Source organism: Ralstonia sp. Ralssp110 (assembly GCF_047325135.1).
GTDB classification, from domain to species: domain Bacteria; phylum Pseudomonadota; class Gammaproteobacteria; order Burkholderiales; family Burkholderiaceae; genus Ralstonia; species Ralstonia mojiangensis.
The window spans coordinates 2482745-2501750 of record NZ_CP168610.1 but is presented as its reverse complement, the minus strand read 5'-3'; the positions used below and the strand labels follow the sequence as shown (position 1 = coordinate 2501750).

The following is a 19006-nucleotide window of genomic DNA, read 5'->3' as shown; positions in this document are numbered from 1 at the left end:
CGGCGGATTAGCCGCCGGTCGTATGCGGGTCACGCGAAGTGGGTGCTGCGGGACGCTGGGGCGCAACGGTCTTGCCCGGGGCGGGCTGCGTCGACTTCAAATCGCCTTCCGGCGTGCGGCCCGGGTTCTTGCTGTGATACGTCTTGCCCGGCGGCGGCGCGCTCGGGCGTTGGCGCACATCGGCGAGCAGCTTGCCGCAGGCGCTTTCGGGTGCAGGCTTGAGTTCGAGCACCGGCAATACTGCCGCCACCGGCGCCGTCAACGCCAATGCCACGGCGCCGCCCGCCCGCAGCGCAACGACGGCCGGGTTGACCGACACATCCGGATGCTTGTACGTGCCTTTCACGTACAACGGCGTGCGCAGCGAAAACACGCGGAGCCCCTTTGAATCCGGGTGGATGGTGAAGTCCAGCGCCTCCTGCTTGAAGCTCGTCGCGCCGGTCACGTCGATGACGGCATCCTGCGTATCCACAACAAACGTACGCGCCTGCGCCAGGCCATTGCTCACGGCGAAGTCGCCCGCCGCGCAGTTGATGGTGACCTGCTTGTCGCCAAAGAGCTTGGTCAGGATCACGTTGCCCACGTTCAGCCCCATGGCTTCCAGGATGAACTTGCTGATGGTGCCTTGCTCCACCAGGATCTTCACCTCGCCGTTGGATGAGCCGAGCAGCGCCGCCACCGAGTTGCCCGTGGCTGAGAGCCGCGCGTCACCGTTGATCTCGCCCACGCTGGCGCGCACCGATTCGATCTTCGGGAACAATTGCTTGATCTTGAAGTGCCGTGCTGCCAGCGCTGCGCGGGCCTGCATCGGCGTGACGTGTCCGTCGAGCTGGATGTTGGAGGCGAGCGTGCCGCCCGCAATGCCGAAGTTGAGCGGGTCGAGCGTAAGCACCGCATCCTGCAGCTTGACGTGCGTAACGAGGTGATTGATCGGGAGGTCTGCTGTGTGGACGATGCGCTCGCCGGTGAACTTCACGTCGGCATCGATGGCGTTCCAGCGATCGGTGCGGAAGGGCTCGACCGGCAGCACCTTGTCGGGGGGCTGCCGCACGGTTTTGCTGTCGCCCGGATCGGCGCTTGGGTCGGCGCGCTTGGCCTTACTGGCGTTGGAGTCGGCGCCAATGATCGGCGCGAGGTCAGCGAACAGCAATTGATGCGAAACGAGTTCGCCCGTCAATTGCGGACGGGGCTGGCGCATCGCAAACGCCAGCGTGCCGCCCAAATCGGAACCGCCCACGCGGCCCGTGAATTTCTCATAGCGCCACGTCGATCCTTGCTTGCGCAACTCACCGATCAGCCGGCCGCGTGTGTCGAAGGGCGGCGTATCCGGCAGCACCACGCCGGTCAGCGGATACAACTGCGCCATGCTCGCGCCCGATAGGTGCAGGCGTAAGTCGATCGCCGTCAGGCTGGCGGGGTTGGTGAGCGTGCCGGCCAGGTCAATGCGTGTCTTGCCGACCGTCACATCGGCCTGCAGCGGGTAGGGCCGTTGCGCATCCTGCAGGCGGAGCACACCACCCGCCTTGCCGCTGCCCGCGATGGCGGCGTTGTTGTAGGTGCCCTTGACCGTCCACGCAATGCCATAAGGCTGCTGCGGATCCGGCGCGGCCGGCGTCTGTGCCGTGGTATCGGGTGCTGCCGCGCCGGACGCAGTCGGCACCTTGGCGGGCTGGTCCTCGCTCTTGATGGCCGTGCCGTTGGCGGCGGTATACAGGGTCTGGTTGTCGACGGTGTCGATGGTCGCAGTCAGGTGAATGCGCTTGATGTCGTCGTCCAGGGCCAGCGAGCCCTTGCTGAACGCGATCTCGCGGAGGTCCAGTTTCCAGTCCGACGGCTTCTTGTTGTCGCCTTCGCCGCCCGTCAGATCGAACGTCCAGTTGTTGCGGTTCTGCTTGTCGCGTTCCAGCGCGATGGCCGGCGTGTCCAGTGTCACGCTCGGGACGACGATGCGGTGTGCCAGCAGCGGCAGCGCCTCCAGCACAAACGTGAGTTGATGGATGGTGGCCACGTTCGGCTGCTTGGCCCAATCCGGGTTCCCGACGGTGATGTCGTTGGCAATCAATCGCGGCCAGGGTACATACGCACGCCAGCCGGATTCGCCTTCGGGCTTCTTCCACGTGAGCATCAGGTCGCCATTGATGGCGAAGGGGCGCCCGATGGCTTGCGAGACGCGATCATTCAGATAGGGCCTGGCGCGGTTCCAGTCGAACGTCAGCACAAAGATGACCGCCGCTGCCACGATGACGACGGGTGTGATGACCAGTCCGAGGGCGAGTTTGCCGGATGTACGCATCGTCTTTTTGTTGGTATTGGCACAAAATGCGACCGCGCACGTTGATATATAGTTCGGCGCAACCACGATTCAATTGTGTCATGAGCCAAGTAGCAATCAGCGCGCCTGCGCACCCGCCCATCCTCGATGACGAATACGCACGCCGGTTTGGCGGTGTTGCCCGTTTGTACGGTCCGCAAGCGCTTGAGCGTTTTGCGGCGGCGCACGTGTGCGTGATCGGCATCGGCGGTGTGGGGTCTTGGGTGGCCGAGGCGGTGGCGCGCTGCGGTGTTGGCAAGTTCACGCTGATCGACCTCGATCACATCGCCGTGTCCAACACCAACCGCCAGATTCACGCGCTGGGCGACGCGTACGGCATGGCCAAGGTCGACGCCATGGCCGAGCGCATCCTCCAGATCAATCCGCGCGCAGAAATCAGCCGCATCGACGATTTCGTGACCGTCGAAAACGTCGAGGCATTGCTTGGTCACCCGTTCGATTACGTGATCGACGCGATCGATGCGGTGAAGGTGAAGACGGCCATCATCGCGTTCTGCAAACGCACGGGCAAACGCGTGGTGACGTGCGGCGCCGCAGGCGGGCAACTGGACCCGACACGCATTCGCGTGACAGACCTCTCGCGCACGATTCAAGACCCGCTGCTCGCCAAGGTGCGCGGCAACCTCCGCCGCCAGCATGGCTTTCCCAAAAACCCGAAGTCACGCTTCGGTATTGATGCAGTCTTCTCGGATGAGCCGTTGCGCTACCCCGAGGCCGAGCAGCAGGCGTGCGCCGTCGAGTTGCCGGTCGAGTCCAGCCACGCCGGCATCGACGACCTTGCAGCGGCTGGGGATATTGCAGTGGTTAATGCGCCGCCCGCTCCGCAGCCTGCGCAGGGGCCGCAAGGCCTTGCATGCGCGGGCTTTGGTTCGTCCGTATGCGTGACGGCGGTGTTCGGGATGGTGGCCGCGTCAACGGCGCTGCGTGCGATCGCCGGTGTTTGACGGCGTGCTGCTTTATCGCGGGATCACCTGATCCAGCTTCTCGCGGATGGTGTCGGCGTACACGCCCGACCACCCGTCGCGCGGTTGGCTACCGGAAAAGACCACAAAACCAGGCATGACCGACACGCCGTATCGATCAGCGGTGTGCTGGTTCTCGTCGAAATCCATGGTGACGAATGTGGCGCGCCCGGCGTAGCTCGATTCCATCTGTTCGAGGCTTGCCACGGCGGATTGGCTCGGATGGCTCCACTCTGCGGCAAAACACACCACCACCGGGTTGCGTTGCGAGGCGTCGATCACATCGGATTGAAACGAGGCATCGTTGACGATCTTCATGGGCGCTCCCAGGGTGGAGTGGAGGCCCGCGCAACGAAGGCCAGCGGGCAGGGCCACTTTGACTCTAGGCAGCAGACCGCCGGTCGACAACCCGGATTCAGCCGACGTGCTCGATGTTGCGCACCGCGCTGCCCATTTGCGCCAGGTACGTCGTCATCATGCGGTCCATCACGTCCACATGCTGGGCAAACCACTCTGGCAATTCCGCCACCAGCCGCCGGCCCAGATCCATCTCGCCGGAGGCGGCGCGCTTGCGCACCTCGCGGCACAGCGCCAGCACGTTGTCGTGCTCACCGCGGTGGCAGTGGCGCGGGGGGAAGTCCGCGGCGTCCATCCACGCGTTTTCCTCACCAAAATGGTGCTCAGTGTGGTCGATGAAGGTGTCGAGCGCGGGGATGAATTCAGCGTCCGAAGCATCGGCAATCGCGTTGAGCAGCGCGCAGAATTCGGCGTGGTTGGCGTCGGTGGCGGCGTCTCCGAGTTGGAGCGCCTCGGACCATTCGATCACGGGCATGGCAGGTGAGGAATTGGATGGGCAAGGCGGTCAGCTTAAGCGACGGCCACCTCGCCACAGTTTGACGTCGGGCAAACGTGTTAGCTGGCGTCCGCCGCGGGATGCTGCTGCAGCACTTCTACCGCCCGCGTGTATAGCGCCACCGACGGCGCATAGCCACGCCCAATCTGATACAGCGTGCCGCCCTGTTCGGCCAGCAGGCTGGGGAAGCCGTTGATGCCCCAGCGGCGCGACAGGCGGAAGTCTTCGCGCGTTTCGTCGCGCAACGCGTCCGTGTCGAACACAGCATCGAAGTGTTCCGCTTCAACGCCTTTGGCCAACGCAACGTCGCGCAGCACGTCGGCTTGCGTGGTGTCGCGGCCTTCGGCGTAGAAGGCGTGCTGGATGGCATGGAAGACGGTAAGCACGCGTTCGTCGTCTTCGGCCCAGTGCTCGCGCGCCATGACGACGGCGCGGCAGGCGGGTTCGGTGTCGTAGACGAAGCCGTCGCGGCGCATGGCCACCTCGGGCGACTGGTCGAATGGCATGCCGCTGCGTTCGGCTACGGCATGCCAGTGGTGCAGGATTTCGTCGCGCTTGTCTGCGGCCATCGGTTCGCGTTGGCCGGGACGCAGGCCGCCGGTGATGAGCGTCACGGGCACGGTCGCGCCGAGCGTGTCGGCCAGCCGCTTGCGCAGGTCAGCCAACTGCGGGCCGAAGCCGTAGCACCAGGAACACATCGGATCGGCTACGTAGATCAGTCGCATGACGACTCCTCAATTCAGTTTGGACGCCAGTTGCCGGCGCCAGTGCGATACCGCTTGCGGCGCGTCGCGCATCATGTCGAATACCGAAACCATCGTCTTGCGGGCGACGTCGTCACGGAATGTGCGATCCCGCTCAACGATGGCGAGCAATTGCTCCAGAGCCGCTTCGTAATCCTGGCCGGCGATGTACTGTTGCGCCAGATCGAGCCGCGCCTGCAGATTGCCGGGCTCCGCTTCCACGACCGTGCGCAGGGCGCCGGCATCGGGCAGCGTATCGGCGCGTTCGGTCGCCTTCAGCCGCGTCTGTAGCGGGGCATAGCGTGTGTCCTGCGGCGCCTTTGGGGAGAGCAATGCGAATTCGCCCTGTGCGGCATGCGCGTCGCCGCTATCCAGCAAGAGGTTCACCAGTTCAAAGCGGGCAGCATCGAAGCCCGGGTCGAATGCCAGCGCGTTCTGAAACGCTTCGCGCGCGTGGGCGGTTTCGCCGGCCTGGCTCGCGGCCAGCCCTTCGCGATAGGCGACTTCTGCGGGTTGCGGAATCACGCGGTCCAGGAATGCGCGCAATTGTGCTTCGGGCAAGACGCCGACGAACTGGTCAACCGGCTTCCCATCCACGAACGCCACCACATACGGGATGTTGCGTACGTGGAACTGGGCGGAAAGCTCCGGGTTTTCGTCTGAGTTGACCTTGGCCAGTTTCCACTTGCCGGCGTACTCGGCTTCCAGCTTTTCCAGCATCGGGCCCAATGTGCGGCACGGACCGCACCATGGCGCCCAAAAATCCACCAGCACTGGGATTTGGCGAGAGGTTTCGATCACTTCCTGCGCGAAATTCTGCGAGGTGATGTCACTCATCGTCGGGGGTCTCCTGAGGGGCAAGGGCGCCGGTACACGCACCGGCGAGAGGTATCGTGCATTTTACTTGGGGGTGGGGCGGGCCGTTTCGAGCGCGTCCCCCGGTCGCCTGTCCGCCGCAATAACGTATGTCAGAGCAATGGTTGAAAATAGAACGATCGTTCGGATACCATCCGGTAAAAACAACACACAGATTCACGGAGACATGGCATGACACGACCGCACTTCCAGTTCTGGCCCCGACGTTTGCCGCACAACATCAGCTCGCCGCAAACGAGCCTTTGGTACAACCTGGAAGTGTCTGCCCGACGCTATCCAGACAAGGACGCGATCATCTTCTACGGTCGCCACACCACCTTCCGTGAGTTGCACGACGATGCGGTGGCCGTGGCCGGCTGGTTGCAGCAGGTGGCGGGGGTGCAGAAAGGCGACCGCGTGTTGCTGTACATGCAGAACTGTCCGCAGTTCATGGCCGCGTATTACGGCATCCTGCGCGCCGATGCGGTGGTCGTGCCGGTCAATCCGATGAACCGGCCGGAAGAATTCAAGCACTACATCACCGATGCGGGCGCAGCCACGGTCATCTGCAGTGCAGATCTGGCCGTCAACGTGACCACGGCCAACGCCGAGCTGCCGGAGGCGCAACGCACCCAACACCTGCTGGTCACGTCGTACGCCGATGCGCTGCCCGCCCAGTACGAATATCCCGAAGATGCACCCCCCGCGTGGATTACTGCGCAGCATCCGGCGCAGCCCGGTGCCGTTGCATGGAACGATGCGCTCGCACAGCGCCTCGTGCCCGGCCCGCATACCGCCGGACCGGACGACCTGGCCGTGATGCCGTACACATCTGGCACCACGGGCTTTCCGAAGGGCTGCATGCACCCGCATCGCACGGTCATGCACAACATCGTCGGCGGTTCGATGTGGTCGAACGGGACGAAGGAAGGCGTGAGCCTGTCGATCATCCCGTTGTTCCATGTGACCGGCATGCAGTACGGCATGAATGCGCCGATCTATATGGGCTCCACGGTCGTGATGCTGCCGCGCTGGGATCGCGAAGTGGCGGGGCGGCTGATCTCGCGCTACAAGATCACGCATTGGACGAACATCCCGACCATGGTGATCGACTTCTTGGCGAGCCCGCAGCTGGCGGAATTCGACCTGTCGAGCCTGGCCTACATCGGCGGCGGCGGCGCGGCGATGCCGCAGGCTGTGGCCGAGCGGCTGCTGAAGGATTTCAACCTCGCGTACCAGGAAGGCTACGGCCTGTCGGAAACGATCGCGCCTACGCACAGCAACCCGGCGGATCGGGCCAAGCAGCAGTGCCTGGGCATTCCCGTATTCAACACCGACGCCCGCATCGTCGATCCGCAGACGCTGCAGGAGCTGCCGATTGGCGAGGTGGGTGAAATTATCGTCAGCGGCCCGCAAGTCTTCCTGGGTTACTGGGGCAAGCCGCAGGCCAGTGCCGAAGTCTTCATCGAGTTCGAAGGCAAGCGCTTCTTCCGCACGGGCGACCTCGGCAGGATGGACGAAGATGGCTATTTCTTCCTCACCGATCGCCTGAAACGCATGATCAATGCGTCAGGCTTCAAGGTCTGGCCGGCCGAGGTGGAAAGCCTGCTGTACAAGCACCCCGACGTGCAGGAGGCCTGCATCATCGGCACGCGTGATGCGTATCGCGGCGAGTCGGTCAAGGCGGTGGTGGTGCTCAAGGCCCACGCCAAGGGCAAGACCACCGAAGACGACATCATCAACTGGGCGCGCGACAACATGGCCGCCTACAAGTACCCGCGCGTGGTGGAGTTTGTGGATGCGCTGCCCAAGTCCGGCACGGGCAAGGTGATGTGGCGCACGCTGCAGGAGCAGGAAAACGCAAGGAATGAAGCGGCCGAGAAACCGGCGGCAGCCTAAAGAGAGCATCCGAGATGCATCAAGAGAAAGGGGCCTCAGTGGCCCCTTTTTCAATGTCCGCGCGCCTTGAACAAGAGTGCGCCGATCCCGTGGAAGCCACGCTGACGCGCATGCCGCATCGGCGTGACGCCACCGCGGTCGGCCAGGTTCGGGTCGGCTCCGCCGTCGAGCAGCAGTTGCACGGTTTTCTCGTATTTGTCACTGCCGTCGCCCAGGGCCACGGCTTCAATCAGCGCGGTCAGGCCCAGGTTGTTGGTGGCATCGGGCGGTACGCCGGCCTTCACGAGTTCGTTGACGACTTCGACGTAGCCACGGCGTGCGGCCGGGATGAGCGCGGTGTCGCCGTCAGCGTTGGTGGCGCGCAGGTTGGCGCCGTGCGAGAGGGCCAGGCGCACCGTTTCCGCGTCGCCCTGGATGGCAGCGAGCAGGAAGGCGCTGTTCTGCGTGTTGTCCTGCAGGTTGACGTCGGCGCCGGCCTGGATGAGCAAGCGGGCCGCCGCACCCATGTGCGCCATGACGGCGACGATGAGTGCGGTGCGGCCGTCGGCATCACGCGCCTTGAGGCTGGCGCCTTCGGCCAGCAACGACTGGATGGCCATGGTGTTGCCGGCCTGTGCGGCGAGGATCAGGTCGCGGTCACGCGTAGCGGGGTCGCTGTGGCGGACGGGCCGGGCGTCGGCCGGGCGTGCCGCGCCGGGCACCACTTTGGCGCTGGCGTTGGCTGCGACATGCAGGATCGGCAGATGCTGCTCCTGCCACGCATTGGCCATGTCGCCCACGGCCAGTGCCATCCCCAGCATGACGCCAATGAGCTGGTTGAGCGCGGGATGCGGGGCGATAAGCATGGCGGGCGGGTTCAGGCGCTGAGATAGGGATCGGGCAGCGGCGCGGTGTCCGTTGCGTCCGTTGTCACAGAGGGGGCGTTTGCCGCATCGGTGGCCTGCAGGCGCGACCACAGGCGGTCCAGGTACGGATCGCGCAGCCCATTGCTGGCCAGGCCGATCAGCGTGCGCTGCAGGTATTCGCGTGCCGGGCCGTATAGCCCGACCGCCTCGCGCAGGCAACCGACCACGCGTTCGTCTGGCAGGCGGCCGGCATAGGCCTCGTGCGCGCGGTTCATGACAAAAGCCAGCGCCATGACGCGTCGGCCATTGATTTCGGTGGGCAGCCAGCGGGGTAGGTACGCGCCGGTCAGCATTTCGCGGCGCCAGAGCACGCGGAATTCATGCTCCGCATGGTCGCGCGGAACGCGGAAGGCTACGCCTCGGCAGCTGCCGCCGCGGTCCAGGCCGAGCACGAGTCCGGGGTTGTCCCAGGTACCGCGGTTGATGCGGGAATAGAGATAGAAGCCGCGGTGATAGCCGTGCACCGTGGCGCGGGTGGCCTCGGTGTGGAAGATCATCGGGTTCCAGATGAGCGAGCCGTAGCCGAACACCCAAGCGTCTTGGCATTCGCCGTGCGCAGCCGACAACCGCGCGAGCGTCGATGCAAGCGACGCTTCCAGCGCAGCCTCGGTCAGCAACGACGACGCGACGGGCGAATCACCCAGGGCGGCGCGCAACCGGTTCTGTTCGAGATCCTCTCGGGTGACGGCCATGTCGCAAGCATAGAGCAATCGTTACGAGTGGTCACGCAGGCGGACGGACGACGGCCCGGAAACAGGGCGTTGCGAGGCTCGGGGGACGTTTGACTATGGCGCGGCCGCAACGGTGAGGCGTGCGCAGCCGGAAAACTGGAGGCGGGGGATCGGAATTGAACCGTCTTATACGGCTTTGCAAGCCGCAGCATTGACCACTCTGCCACCCCGCCGGGGGACGCGGCCGCGATGCACCGTGTGGCGCATCGCAAGCCGGGGCGGATTCTAGCGCAGGATCAGACTTCCAGCAGATCGACCTCGAAAAGCAACGTTGCGTTCGGGGGAATCACGCCGCCCGCGCCGCGTGCGCCGTAGCCCAGGGCCGCAGGAATGATCAGCTTGCGCGTGCCGCCGACCTTCATGCCTTGCACGCCTTCGTCCCAGCCCTTGATGACCATGCCGCCGCCCAGGTGGAAGGCGAAGGGGTCGTTACGGTCTTTGCTGGAATCGAACTTCTTGCCGGCCTGGCCGTTTTCGTAGAGCCAGCCGGTGTAGTGCACGGTGACGTATTTGCCGGCCGTAGCTTCAGCGCCGTCGCCGACGACGACATCTTCGTATTGCAGGCCGCTTGCGGTGGTTTCGATGGTCATGATGAGCCTCGTGGAGTGGCGTGGGTGATAAGCGGAAAAAGCTCAGGCAGCGTCTGCGGCCTTGAGCGTTTCAAGCTGGACGTGGACGTTGTCCGCGTCGTTGGCGATCCAGATGTCGCCGTCCTGGATGGTGACTTGCAGACGCATGGTGCGTTCCACCATGGCGGCCAGCGCGGCCACAGTGTCCGCCGCGACTTCGTACACCGACACGTTGGCAAAACGCGTGATCTTGGTCTCGATTTGTTGCCACCACACGCGGCTTGCATTGCCGCTATATGTATAGACGGCGACTTGTTCGGCGCGGTTGCTGGCCTTGCGGATGCGGGTGTCGTCGGGGTTGCCGAGGTCGATCCACAGCTCGATGGCGTCGGTCAGGTCGCGCTGCCAGAGTTCGGGTTCGTCAGGCTCGGACAGGCCGCGTGTGAAGGCAAGCGTTTCGCTGGCGTGGCGGGCGAAGGCGAGCACGCGCACCATCATGCGCTCGTCGTTCTCGCTGGGGTGGCGAGCAACGGTCAGCGCGTGGTTGGCGTAGTAGTGGCGATCCATGTCGGCGATCTGCAGATCGACCTTGTAGATCGTGGATTTCAGGGCCATGCGGGTGGTCGGCGGACGGGCCGTTTTTGGCAAAGCGCGCATTGTCGCACGGGCCGGTGGAGCTGACGGCATTGGCCTGGCGCATTCCCAACGGCGGCTGTTTGCGGTATATGAGCGGTGCGTGCGCTAGTCGGCGCATGTTTTTCCTATCCAAACCAGGACAATCAGAACGATGCGTTGGATATTCGGAATCGTGGGTCTGTTGCTCGGAGGCCTGTCGGGGGGCGTCGTCGGGGCGTTCTTTGGAGCGTTGATCGGTCTGGGACTGGCATCGCTGATTTTGTACATGGACAAGCGGGCCAGCGCGCAGTGGGCAAATCCACCCGACGCGCCGGACGCAGCCGGCGCCGCGCAGGGCCATGCGCCCGCCCAGGCTGCTGTGTCGCCACAGCCTGCGACGCTACAGGAGCGCGTGGCGCAGCTTGAGCACGAGGTTTCGCTCCTGCGCCGGCAGATGGCTGAAATCAAAGGTGGAACGTTTGCAGCGCCGGCCAACGTGGAGGCTGCTGCGATTGAACTGCCGCCCGTCGTGGCCGAGGCCTTACCGCCCATGGAGACACCTGCCGTGCCTGCGCCGGCGCCGCAGGTGGTGGCTCCGCAGCCGACTCCTCAGCCTGTTCCCCAACCCTTGCCGGTCTTGGCCCCGCACGAGCCCGATTGGGTCGAGCGCGCCGTCGGCGCTGCCCGCGACTGGCTGCTGGGCGGCAACAGCGTGGTGCGGGTCGGCATCCTGATCCTGTTCTTCGGTGTGGCGTTCCTGCTCAAGTACGCAGCGGACAACAGCCTGCTGCCCGTCGAGTTCCGCCTGGCAGGTGTGGCCGTCGGGGCGATTGTGTTGCTGGGCATCGGCTGGCGCCTGCGCGAAAAGCGTCCGGGCTATGCGCTCGTGCTGCAGGGCGGCGGGGTCGGCGTGCTGTATCTCACGGTGTTTGCAGCCACTCGCCTAGTGCCGCTGCTGAGCCCGGGGATGGCGTTTCCGCTGCTGGTGCTGATCTGCGCGCTGGCCGCCGGGCTGGCCGTCAAGCAGAACGCGTCGGCGCTGGCCTTTACCGGTAGTGCAGGCGGCTTCCTGGCGCCGATCCTGATCTCGACGGGGCAGGGCAGCCATGTGGCGCTGTTCAGCTATTACGCGCTGCTGAATGCGGGCATCTTCGCCATTGCGTGGTTCCGGGCGTGGCGAGCGCTGAATCTACTGGGCTTCGTCTTTACCTTCGGCATTGCCACGGCGTGGGGCGTGCTGCGTTACCAACCGTCGTTGCTGGCGAGCACTGAGCCGTTCCTGATCCTCTTCTTCCTGATGTATGTGGGTATTGCGCTGTTGACTGCGCTGCGCCGCCATATCAGCCTGACGAACTACGTTGACGGCACGCTGGTGTTCGGCACGCCGTTGGTAGCGATGGGGTTGCAGGCAGGGCTGGTGCACCACATTCCGTTTGCGATGGCGTGGAGCGCCACTGCGCTGGCCGCGTTCTATCTGGCGATTGCGGGCTGGCTGGCGCCCAGGCGCGCGAACCTTGGGCTGCTGTACGAGGCGATGTTCGCGCTGGGCGTGATCTTTATCACGCTGGCGATCCCGCTGGCCTTCGATGGGCGCACCACCAGCGCGGTGTGGGCGCTGGAAGGCGCCGCCGTGGTGTGGCTGGGCGTGCGCCAGCAGCGTCGACTGGCGCTGGCGGCCGGCCTGCTCCTGCAGCTTGCGGCGGGCGCAGCATTCGCCGTGGATGCCGTGTTCGATTGGGCGCCGCACAACGGCTGGGCTGTGCTCAATAGCCGCTATATCGGCGGGGTATTGATTGCGGCGGCGGGCGTGTTTAGCGGCTGGCGCCTGCATGGCAAGGAGGAGGCGCGGGCGTGGCTGAAGGCAGCGCCGGTGCTCGGCATTGTTGCGTCGGTGTGGGGCTTGCTGTGGTGGCTCGGCAGCGGCAGCAACGAGATTGACCGCTGGTCCTGGCGCATCGCCAGCAAGACAGTCGACCGGCCCGACATTCCGCTGTATGCGGCCTTTGCCGTGTTGACAGCGTGGGCTGCGCACGGCCTGCGTCGCAAGCTCGATTGGGCACTGGCCGAATGGCCCGCGCTGGCGTTGTCGCCGGTGCTCGCGTTGATTTCGCTGGCTGCGATCGAGCATTGGGTGCCGTCACCGCTGGCCGGCTGGGGCGGGCCGGTGTGGATTGCGGCCGTGGTGCTGACCTTCGTGCTGCTGCGCTCCCAGGAGCGCGACGTGAAGGACACCATCCTCGCGCCGCTGCATACCGTGCTGTTCTGGCTGATCTGCGGCGTACTGGCAACGGAAGGCTACTGGCGCCTCGATGCCTACGTGCCCGAGGGCACCTGGAGCTTCGCAGCCTGGGCCTACGCCTACGGCGCGTTGCTTGCCCTGCTGGCGGGCGCAGGCTGGCGCATCCGTTGGCCCATCGCCCGCTTCGAGCGCGCCTACCTGCTGTGGGGTGCTGCACCGCTGGCTGCCCTGCTGTGGCTGTGGAGCCTGGCGAGCGCCGCCAGCGATGGCAATGCCGCGCCGCTGTTCTACCTGCCGATTCTCAACCCGCTGGACGTGGCGCAACTGCTGGTTTTCCTTGCCATCGCGCTGTGGATGCGCCGCGTAGCGCTGCAGAAGCTCGTGCCCGAGCCGATGGTGATCGGCTACGCCATCGGCGCGACGTTGTTCATCTGGGCTAACGCGGTGCTGCTGCGCACGCTGCACCATTGGGCGCATGTGCCCTACACGCTGGACGATCTGGGCGCCTCCATGCTGGTGCAGGCATCGCTGTCGATGTTCTGGACGGTGCTGGCATTGGCGGTGATGGTGTTTGCCACGCGGCGCGCCAGCCGCGCGCTGTGGTTCACCGGCGGGGCGCTGCTGGGCGTGACGGTGGTCAAGCTGTTCCTGTTCGACCTGTCACGCGTCACGGGTGTTGAGCGCATCGTGTCGTTTATCGGGATTGGCGTGCTGCTGTTGCTGATCGGCTATCTGTCGCCGTTGCCGCCGAAACCCAAAACCAGCGCCGAAGCTGAAACCGGGGAGGTTCTGTGAAGAAGGTTGTTCTTGCGATGGCTGCGGCGTCGCTGTTGTCTGCCCCCGCCTGGGCCGAGCGCTTTGCGCTGACCGGCACGCCCGGCGCGCCTTACTACGCCGTCACGCTCAGCGAAGACGTCTATGCCCATGCGCACGAGGCCAGCCTGGCCGACCTGCGCATCCTCAATGGCGACGGCGAGCCCGTGCCGTTCACCATCGACATCCCGCGCGATCCGGCGCCGCAGGCGCGCACGCTGCACGACGTGCACTGGTTTGCCACGCCCATCGACGATACGCAGAAGCCCGGTGCCGCCGGTGTCGTGCTCGGCACCGATGGCGTGCTGCGTGCAACGGGCGCTCAGCCATCGCTGGCGTCTGTCCGCGCGTGGGTGGTCGACCTTAGCCAGCTTCGTGACACGGTGACGGCGCTGATCGTCGCGTTGCCCGCTGCGGAATTCCAGAGCGGTGTGAGCGTACAGGCCAGCGATGACTTGCAGCACTGGAGCCCGGTCGCCCAGGCCACGCTGTTCCGTCTGTCCAATCAGGGCAGCACGCTGGTGCAGGATCGCATCGAATTCACCGGCCTGCGGGCGAAATACCTGCGCCTGACATGGCAAGGCAAACCGCCTGTGCCGGATGCCGTGCGCGCAGAACTGGCTGCCGGTGCGCCGGTCGCGCTCGCGGATAACGCGATCCAGTGGCGCTCAGGTCTGGCGCCAGTGCAAACGCCCGCCGCTGGCGATTACTACTTCGATACCGGCGGAGTGTTCCCGGTCGAGCGCGTGAAGATCCATCTGCCACAAGCCAACACCATCGCGCAGGCGACGCTGTATGCGCGTGCCGATGCCCAGGCGCCCTGGCGGCCGGTGACCTCTGCGCGTCTGTTCCGGCTATCGGGCGCTGAGGGGAAGGGCGAGCAGGAAAACGCGGCCATCACCGTGCCCGCTACAGGGGAGCGCTATTGGCGTCTGCAAGTTGACACGCGCAGCGGCGGCCTGGGTGCCGGCGCGCCGCAGTTGGCGATCGGCTGGCGTCCGGCCACGGTCACGTATGCGGCGCGCGGCAATGTGCCGTTCACGCTGGCGGTGGCGGAAGTGGCGCGCGGCAATCCGGTCGCACGCGCGGATTTGCTCGCGGGTGCGTCGCCCGCCATTGCGCATGCACAGCTTGGCGCGATGAGCGATTCGCCTGCCGACGCGCTGACGGCAGAACCCCCGGGCGGCCGCAAGCGCCAGTGGGTTCTGTGGGGCACGCTGTTGGCGGCGGTGGCGGTGCTGGGCGGGATGGCCTGGCGGTTGTTCCGCGCGCCGTCCGTGCCGCCGGATGCATCGACTTAAACCGCATTGCCCAACAAAAACGGCGCCATCTGGGCGCCGTTTTTGTTGGCAGAGCGGATGTTCAGTGCACGAAGGCGGGTTGAACGAACAGCGCAACGCACAACGCAAAGCCCGCAAACCACATCAGCGAACGCAGCGGTGCCCAGTTGGCGAGATAGCACACCGTGTACAGCACGCGCACCACGATGAACGCGATGGCCAGCAGGTTGATGCGGTCGATGACGCCCCCGCCCAGGATGGCCACCAGCACGGCCACCGCAAAGAAAGGAAACGCTTCAAAGTGGTTCTGCTGCGCGGCTCCGGCACGGCCCGCGACGCCGGTCTGCTGTGCGAGCCATGCACGCGGATTGCGGTTGTCGTACCGCGGGCCTTTGGCCTTGGCGATGCCGACGCACACGATCGGCAACACCGCTGCCACCAGAACGCACCAGAGGGCGATCGGCATGGTCAGTCTCCTGGATGTGGATGGTTGTGAGGGTGCCGCACCGTAGCACAAGGTGCGTTTTCAAACACCTGAGGCGCTAGTCGGTACTCTGCACGGCAATGCGCACATCACCGAGCATGACCACCTGGCCCGCGCGAATCTTGGCGGTCTTGCGCAATTCCGGCTGGCCGTCGACCGTGACCGCACCTTCGGCGACCACCGCCTTGCCGGCGCCGCCGCTGTCGACCACGCCGGTGAGCTTGAGCAGTTTGTGCAGCTCGATGTATTCGGTGGTCAGGGCGAAGTCGATATTGGGCATGGATGGATTGCGAGGTTTATTGAGGCGTGGCTTCCACGCTGATGTCGAGGTCGACGCGGTCGCCCACGTCGGGCAGAAAGCGCGTCATGCCGAAGGCGCTGCGGGCAATGGAGAGGTGGAAATCGCCCCCGCAGACGTGGCGTGTGCTGCCGGGCATCTTCTCGTCTCCGCAACTGAAGCGGCGAACCTCCAGCCGCACAGGTTGCGTCACGCCGTGCAGCGTCAGCTTGGCTTCGATGGCGACAAGCTTGCTGCCTTCCACGACAAAGCGATCGCTGCGCAGGCGGATGACCGGAAACTGCGCGGCGTCGAGAAACTGCTCGGATTTCAGCACACCGTCCAGCACCCGCAGGCGCGTGTTGACGGATGCAGCATCGACGGTGAAATCGAGGCCGCCCTGGTTGGTGGCTTCATCGAAATTGATGGCGCCGTCGATTTTGTCGAAACGGCCGCGCATCGTGCTGCGATCAAAATGCGATGCGCCGAAGTAGACGGACGTATGCGCCAGGTCTGGTGCAAATGATGTGGCGAAGGCGGGAGCGCAAAGCAGCCCCGCCAGCAATACGATCCATGCACGCATGATGCCTCCGTTGTCAGAGGCCCATGGCGTGCATGGGCCCGTGCTTATTTGCCCCAGCTGTCCTTCAGACCGACCACGCGGTTGAACACGGGCTTGCCCGGTTGTGAATCGGTGCGGTCAGCCACGAAATAGCCATGGCGCTCGAACTGGAAGCGGTCTTCCGCCTTGGCCGTTGCCAGCGTCGGCTCCAGGAAGGCCGTGACGATCTTCTTGGAGTCCGGGTTGAGCGCATCCAGGAAGTTCTTGTCGCCCGAATCCGGTTGCGGGTCGCTGAACAGGCGGTCGTACAGGCGCACTTCGGCTTCCAGCGCATGTGCGGCGCTCACCCAGTGGATGTTGCCCTTCACCTTCACGCTGTCAGCACCCGGCGTGCCACTCTTCGTATCCGGAATGATGTTGGCGTGCACGGCGGTGATGTTGCCGTCGGCATCCTTGTCGCAGCCGATGCATTCGATCACATAGCCGTAGCGCAGGCGCACCTTGTTGCCCGGGAAGAGGCGGAAGTAGCCCTTGGGCGGCGTCTCGGTAAAGTCCTCACGCTCGATCCACAGCTCGCGTGTGAGCGGGAATTCGCGGCGGCCGAGTTCCGGCTGCTTCGGATGCACGGGTGCGGAACACGGCTCGTTGAAATCGGTCGGCACGTTGTCGAGCACGAGCTTGACCGGGTCCAGCACGGCCACCGAGCGCGGCGCACGCGCATCGAGGTCGTCGCGCACGGCGCCTTCCAGGATGCTCATGTCGATCCAGCTGTCGGCCTTGGAGACGCCAACGCGTTCGCAGAAGAGCTGGATCGATTCCGGCGTATAGCCGCGGCGGCGGATGCCAACGAGCGTCGGCATGCGCGGGTCGTCCCAGCCGTCGACACGCTTTTCCGTCACCAGTTGCAGCAGCTTGCGCTTGCTGGTGATGGCGTATGTCAGGTGCAGGCGCGCGAATTCGTATTGATGCGGCAACGGCGCGGGCAGCACGCCGGCGTCGCGCAGGTGGTCGAGCACCCAGTCGTACAGCGGGCGGTTGTTCTCGAACTCCAGCGTGCAGAGCGAATGCGTGATGTTCTCCAACGCATCGGAAATGCAATGCGTGAAGTCGTACATCGGGTAGATGCACCATGCGTCGCCGGTGCGGTGGTGATGCGCATGGCGGATGCGGTACAGCACCGGATCGCGCATCACGATGTTGGGCGCGGCCATGTCGATCTTGGCGCGCAGCACGTGCTCGCCGTCCTTGTATTTGCCGGCGCGCATGTCGCGGAACAGCGCCAGGTTTTCGTCCACCGAGCGATCACGGAACGGCGAGGGCGTGCCCGGGCGGGTGAAATCGCCCCGGTTGGCGGCGATCTGCTCGGCGCTTTGGCTGTCGACGTAGGCCGCGCCGCGCTGGATCAGCACTTCAGCAAAACCGTAGAGCTGCTCGAAGTAGTCGCTGGCGTAATAGAGGTGCTCGCCGCCGGCGTCGCTCCACGAATAGCCGAGCCAGTGCACGGCGTCGATGATGGAATCGACGTATTCGGTGTCTTCCTTGACGGGGTTCGTGTCGTCAAAGCGCAGGTGGCAGCGGCCGTTGTAATCGCGGGCCATGCCGAAGTTCACCCAGATGCTCTTGGCGTGACCAATGTGCAGGTAGCCATTGGGCTCCGGCGGAAAGCGTGTGACCACGGGCGGGATCGGCTGGCCGGTGGCGTCCTTGCGATTGGCGTAGGTGCCTTGCGTGAGGTCGCCGTCAATAATCTGGCGCAGGAAGTTGGACGTGGGGGCGGCGGCGTTGTCTTGGCTCATGGGAGTGCGTGATTCGGCAATCCCGCGATTTTACAGTGCCCGGCGGCTTACGCCCCTGGACGCTATTTGCGCTGGGCCAGGCCGTCGAGCGCTTGTGCGCGCAACAGCTCATTCGAGGCGGTGAAGGTCTGCTGACGGAGTTGCGCGATTTGCGCGGCGCGATCGGCTTCCGACAGGCCGGTAAAGGCGTTGATGCGATCGCGTTCGCGCGTGTAGGCGTCGTAGCGGTTGCGCCAGTCGGCTTCTTCGCGGTTGCCCTGGATGAGGCGGTCGGCCACGAGGCTGTCCACGCCGCGCGCTGACAGGCGCTGGCGCATCTCGGCTTCGCTCATGCCTTGCTTCGTCCACGTTTCCATGTCGCTGGCGAGCTTGAGCGGGGCGGAGGCATCGCGGCGCGCCTGCTGCACCGAGGGCGGCAGGTTGGCATCGATGGCGGCGATCCTGGCAGCGCGCTGCTCCGGCGTGAGCGACGGATCAGCCATCACGGCCAGGCGGTCGAGTGCGGCGGCGTCCATCGCGTCGTCATCGCCGTACCAGGCCTGGGCGACGTCCGCCCCCAGGTATTGGCGGCGCAACGCGGTGCGCTCGCTCAACTGCTGGCGCAGCGTGGCGATCAGCTCCGGCCGCTGCTGGACTTGTTCGAGGCTCGGCTTGTTGCGGCCAGTGGTGCCGCTTTGAGCCGCCGCTTTGCGATAGGCCAGGTAGTGCTGCAGCAGCGATTGCGCCTCCGCCAGCGCCGGCGTGATCAGCTTGGCGCGCAGATGCGCCTCGGCCATCGACACACGCTGTGCTTCGGGCAGCGACGCGGGCACGTCGAGGAAGTAGTCGAACACTGCGCGATTGGCGGCTTCAACGATGAGGTGGCCGTGCGCATCGACGTGCAGGCCGTCCGGCGCCTGGGTGTCGGCCAACTCGGGTGCGGCCGCGGCCGTCGTCAATGGTTCGCCGCCCACACTGCCGATGAATGCGCCCTTGGCCGCCTGCGGCTGCGAAGCCACAGGCGTGTCCGATGCATCCGACGTGTGCCACCAGTAGACCCCGCCCGCGACCGACACCGCCACCAGCACGGCGACAACAAACGTCATGGGTTG

At 65.2% G+C, this 19006-nt stretch carries 18 protein-coding genes and 1 tRNA gene; 4 read left to right on the top strand and 15 right to left on the bottom strand.

What is annotated here, in order from left to right; translation table 11 throughout:
- Nucleotides 1-7 precede the first annotated feature (7 nt).
- On the bottom strand, nucleotides 8-2293 hold the full coding sequence (locus ACEN9T_RS20605; RefSeq protein ID WP_413706909.1) for an AsmA family protein: 2286 nt from the start codon (nucleotides 2291-2293) through the stop codon (nucleotides 8-10).
- Between the two features lie 80 nt (nucleotides 2294-2373).
- Here ACEN9T_RS20605 and tcdA point away from each other — a divergent pair, with 80 nt between their 5' ends.
- Nucleotides 2374-3276, top strand: coding sequence for a tRNA cyclic N6-threonylcarbamoyladenosine(37) synthase TcdA (gene tcdA / locus ACEN9T_RS20600; RefSeq protein ID WP_413706908.1), 903 nt, complete (start codon nucleotides 2374-2376; stop codon nucleotides 3274-3276).
- Nucleotides 3277-3288: 12 nt separating this feature from the next.
- On the opposite strand, the gene ACEN9T_RS20595 is transcribed toward tcdA, so the two are convergent.
- The 4 genes from ACEN9T_RS20595 to trxA all read right to left on the bottom strand — a co-directional run bounded on the left by ACEN9T_RS20595 (nucleotide 3289) and on the right by trxA (nucleotide 5727).
- Complete coding sequence (locus tag ACEN9T_RS20595) at nucleotides 3289-3612, bottom strand: thioredoxin family protein (protein ID WP_092971731.1); 324 nt, start codon at nucleotides 3610-3612, stop codon at nucleotides 3289-3291.
- A 97-nt stretch (nucleotides 3613-3709) separates the two neighbouring features.
- On the bottom strand, nucleotides 3710-4126 hold the full coding sequence (locus tag ACEN9T_RS20590) for a bacteriohemerythrin (RefSeq protein ID WP_092971730.1): 417 nt from the start codon (nucleotides 4124-4126) through the stop codon (nucleotides 3710-3712).
- Between the two features lie 80 nt (nucleotides 4127-4206).
- The gene (locus ACEN9T_RS20585; protein ID WP_092971729.1) at nucleotides 4207-4872 is read right to left on the bottom strand and encodes a DsbA family protein; all 666 of its coding nucleotides are present in this window, start codon (nucleotides 4870-4872) and stop codon (nucleotides 4207-4209) included.
- A 9-nt stretch (nucleotides 4873-4881) separates the two neighbouring features.
- A complete protein-coding gene (gene trxA / locus ACEN9T_RS20580; RefSeq protein ID WP_413706907.1) occupies nucleotides 4882-5727 on the bottom strand; it encodes a thioredoxin in 846 nt (281 codons plus the stop codon).
- A 210-nt stretch (nucleotides 5728-5937) separates the two neighbouring features.
- Between trxA and ACEN9T_RS20575 the strand changes: the two genes are divergently transcribed.
- Entirely contained in the window at nucleotides 5938-7644 is a 1707-nt protein-coding gene (locus ACEN9T_RS20575; protein WP_413706906.1) for a long-chain fatty acid--CoA ligase, read from the top strand.
- A 50-nt stretch (nucleotides 7645-7694) separates the two neighbouring features.
- On the opposite strand, the gene ACEN9T_RS20570 is transcribed toward ACEN9T_RS20575, so the two are convergent.
- The 5 genes from ACEN9T_RS20570 to ACEN9T_RS20550 form a co-directional block, all read right to left on the bottom strand.
- Nucleotides 7695-8489 carry an ankyrin repeat domain-containing protein gene (locus ACEN9T_RS20570; protein ID WP_413706905.1) on the bottom strand — a complete coding sequence of 265 codons (795 nt, stop codon included), beginning with the start codon at nucleotides 8487-8489 and terminating at the stop codon, nucleotides 7695-7697.
- An 11-nt stretch (nucleotides 8490-8500) separates the two neighbouring features.
- Nucleotides 8501-9241, bottom strand: a complete 741-nt coding sequence (locus tag ACEN9T_RS20565; RefSeq protein ID WP_092971725.1) for a gamma-glutamylcyclotransferase — start codon at nucleotides 9239-9241, stop codon at nucleotides 8501-8503.
- A 136-nt stretch (nucleotides 9242-9377) separates the two neighbouring features.
- Nucleotides 9378-9453 (bottom strand) — tRNA-Cys (locus tag ACEN9T_RS20560).
- Nucleotides 9454-9516: 63 nt separating this feature from the next.
- Nucleotides 9517-9870, bottom strand: a complete 354-nt coding sequence (locus ACEN9T_RS20555; RefSeq protein WP_012761517.1) for an FKBP-type peptidyl-prolyl cis-trans isomerase — start codon at nucleotides 9868-9870, stop codon at nucleotides 9517-9519.
- A gap of 42 nt (nucleotides 9871-9912) precedes the next feature.
- Nucleotides 9913-10464: a YaeQ family protein gene (locus tag ACEN9T_RS20550; protein WP_045204548.1), complete on the bottom strand. Its 552-nt coding sequence runs from the start codon at nucleotides 10462-10464 to the stop codon at nucleotides 9913-9915.
- Between the two features lie 172 nt (nucleotides 10465-10636).
- Here ACEN9T_RS20550 and ACEN9T_RS20545 point away from each other — a divergent pair, with 172 nt between their 5' ends.
- Nucleotides 10637-13498, top strand: coding sequence for a DUF2339 domain-containing protein (locus tag ACEN9T_RS20545; RefSeq protein ID WP_413706904.1), 2862 nt, complete (start codon nucleotides 10637-10639; stop codon nucleotides 13496-13498).
- Complete coding sequence (locus tag ACEN9T_RS20540; protein ID WP_092971722.1) at nucleotides 13495-14817, top strand: DUF3999 domain-containing protein; 1323 nt, start codon at nucleotides 13495-13497, stop codon at nucleotides 14815-14817. The genes ACEN9T_RS20545 and ACEN9T_RS20540 overlap by 4 nt, the downstream gene beginning before the upstream one ends.
- A gap of 61 nt (nucleotides 14818-14878) precedes the next feature.
- Here the strand turns inward: ACEN9T_RS20540 and ACEN9T_RS20535 are convergent, their stop codons facing one another.
- The 5 genes from ACEN9T_RS20535 to ACEN9T_RS20515 form a co-directional block, all read right to left on the bottom strand.
- Nucleotides 14879-15262, bottom strand: coding sequence for an MAPEG family protein (locus tag ACEN9T_RS20535; protein ID WP_092971721.1), 384 nt, complete (start codon nucleotides 15260-15262; stop codon nucleotides 14879-14881).
- Nucleotides 15263-15338: 76 nt separating this feature from the next.
- Entirely contained in the window at nucleotides 15339-15560 is a 222-nt protein-coding gene (locus ACEN9T_RS20530; protein WP_413706903.1) for an RNA-binding S4 domain-containing protein, read from the bottom strand.
- 16 nt (nucleotides 15561-15576) lie between these two features.
- Nucleotides 15577-16140 carry a YceI family protein gene (locus tag ACEN9T_RS20525; protein ID WP_413706902.1) on the bottom strand — a complete coding sequence of 188 codons (564 nt, stop codon included), beginning with the start codon at nucleotides 16138-16140 and terminating at the stop codon, nucleotides 15577-15579.
- Nucleotides 16141-16184: 44 nt separating this feature from the next.
- Nucleotides 16185-17915, bottom strand: coding sequence for a glutamine--tRNA ligase/YqeY domain fusion protein (locus tag ACEN9T_RS20520; protein ID WP_413706901.1), 1731 nt, complete (start codon nucleotides 17913-17915; stop codon nucleotides 16185-16187).
- Nucleotides 17916-17977: 62 nt separating this feature from the next.
- Nucleotides 17978-19000 carry a lipase secretion chaperone gene (locus ACEN9T_RS20515; protein WP_413706900.1) on the bottom strand — a complete coding sequence of 341 codons (1023 nt, stop codon included), beginning with the start codon at nucleotides 18998-19000 and terminating at the stop codon, nucleotides 17978-17980.
- Nucleotides 19001-19006 lie beyond the last annotated feature (6 nt).

Bases quoted from the DNA above. Each gene is read 5' to 3' on its own strand.
- ACEN9T_RS20585 (WP_092971729.1), bottom strand. From the start codon at position 4,872: ATGCGACTGATCTACGTAGCCGATCCGATGTGTTCCTGGTGCTACGGC.
- ACEN9T_RS20555 (WP_012761517.1), bottom strand. From the start codon at position 9,870: ATGACCATCGAAACCACCGCAAGCGGCCTGCAATACGAAGATGTCGTC.
- trxA (WP_413706907.1), bottom strand. From the start codon at position 5,727: ATGAGTGACATCACCTCGCAGAATTTCGCGCAGGAAGTGATCGAAACC.
- ACEN9T_RS20535 (WP_092971721.1), bottom strand. From the start codon at position 15,262: ATGCCGATCGCCCTCTGGTGCGTTCTGGTGGCAGCGGTGTTGCCGATC.
- ACEN9T_RS20605 (WP_413706909.1), bottom strand. From the start codon at position 2,293: ATGCGTACATCCGGCAAACTCGCCCTCGGACTGGTCATCACACCCGTC.
- ACEN9T_RS20515 (WP_413706900.1), bottom strand. From the start codon at position 19,000: ATGACGTTTGTTGTCGCCGTGCTGGTGGCGGTGTCGGTCGCGGGCGGG.
- ACEN9T_RS20545 (WP_413706904.1), top strand. From the start codon at position 10,637: ATGCGTTGGATATTCGGAATCGTGGGTCTGTTGCTCGGAGGCCTGTCG.
- ACEN9T_RS20520 (WP_413706901.1), bottom strand. From the start codon at position 17,915: ATGAGCCAAGACAACGCCGCCGCCCCCACGTCCAACTTCCTGCGCCAG.
- ACEN9T_RS20525 (WP_413706902.1), bottom strand. From the start codon at position 16,140: ATGCGTGCATGGATCGTATTGCTGGCGGGGCTGCTTTGCGCTCCCGCC.
- tcdA (WP_413706908.1), top strand. From the start codon at position 2,374: ATGAGCCAAGTAGCAATCAGCGCGCCTGCGCACCCGCCCATCCTCGAT.
- ACEN9T_RS20590 (WP_092971730.1), bottom strand. From the start codon at position 4,126: ATGCCCGTGATCGAATGGTCCGAGGCGCTCCAACTCGGAGACGCCGCC.
- ACEN9T_RS20570 (WP_413706905.1), bottom strand. From the start codon at position 8,489: ATGCTTATCGCCCCGCATCCCGCGCTCAACCAGCTCATTGGCGTCATG.
- ACEN9T_RS20565 (WP_092971725.1), bottom strand. From the start codon at position 9,241: ATGGCCGTCACCCGAGAGGATCTCGAACAGAACCGGTTGCGCGCCGCC.
- ACEN9T_RS20530 (WP_413706903.1), bottom strand. From the start codon at position 15,560: ATGCCCAATATCGACTTCGCCCTGACCACCGAATACATCGAGCTGCAC.
- ACEN9T_RS20595 (WP_092971731.1), bottom strand. From the start codon at position 3,612: ATGAAGATCGTCAACGATGCCTCGTTTCAATCCGATGTGATCGACGCC.
- ACEN9T_RS20575 (WP_413706906.1), top strand. From the start codon at position 5,938: ATGACACGACCGCACTTCCAGTTCTGGCCCCGACGTTTGCCGCACAAC.
- ACEN9T_RS20550 (WP_045204548.1), bottom strand. From the start codon at position 10,464: ATGGCCCTGAAATCCACGATCTACAAGGTCGATCTGCAGATCGCCGAC.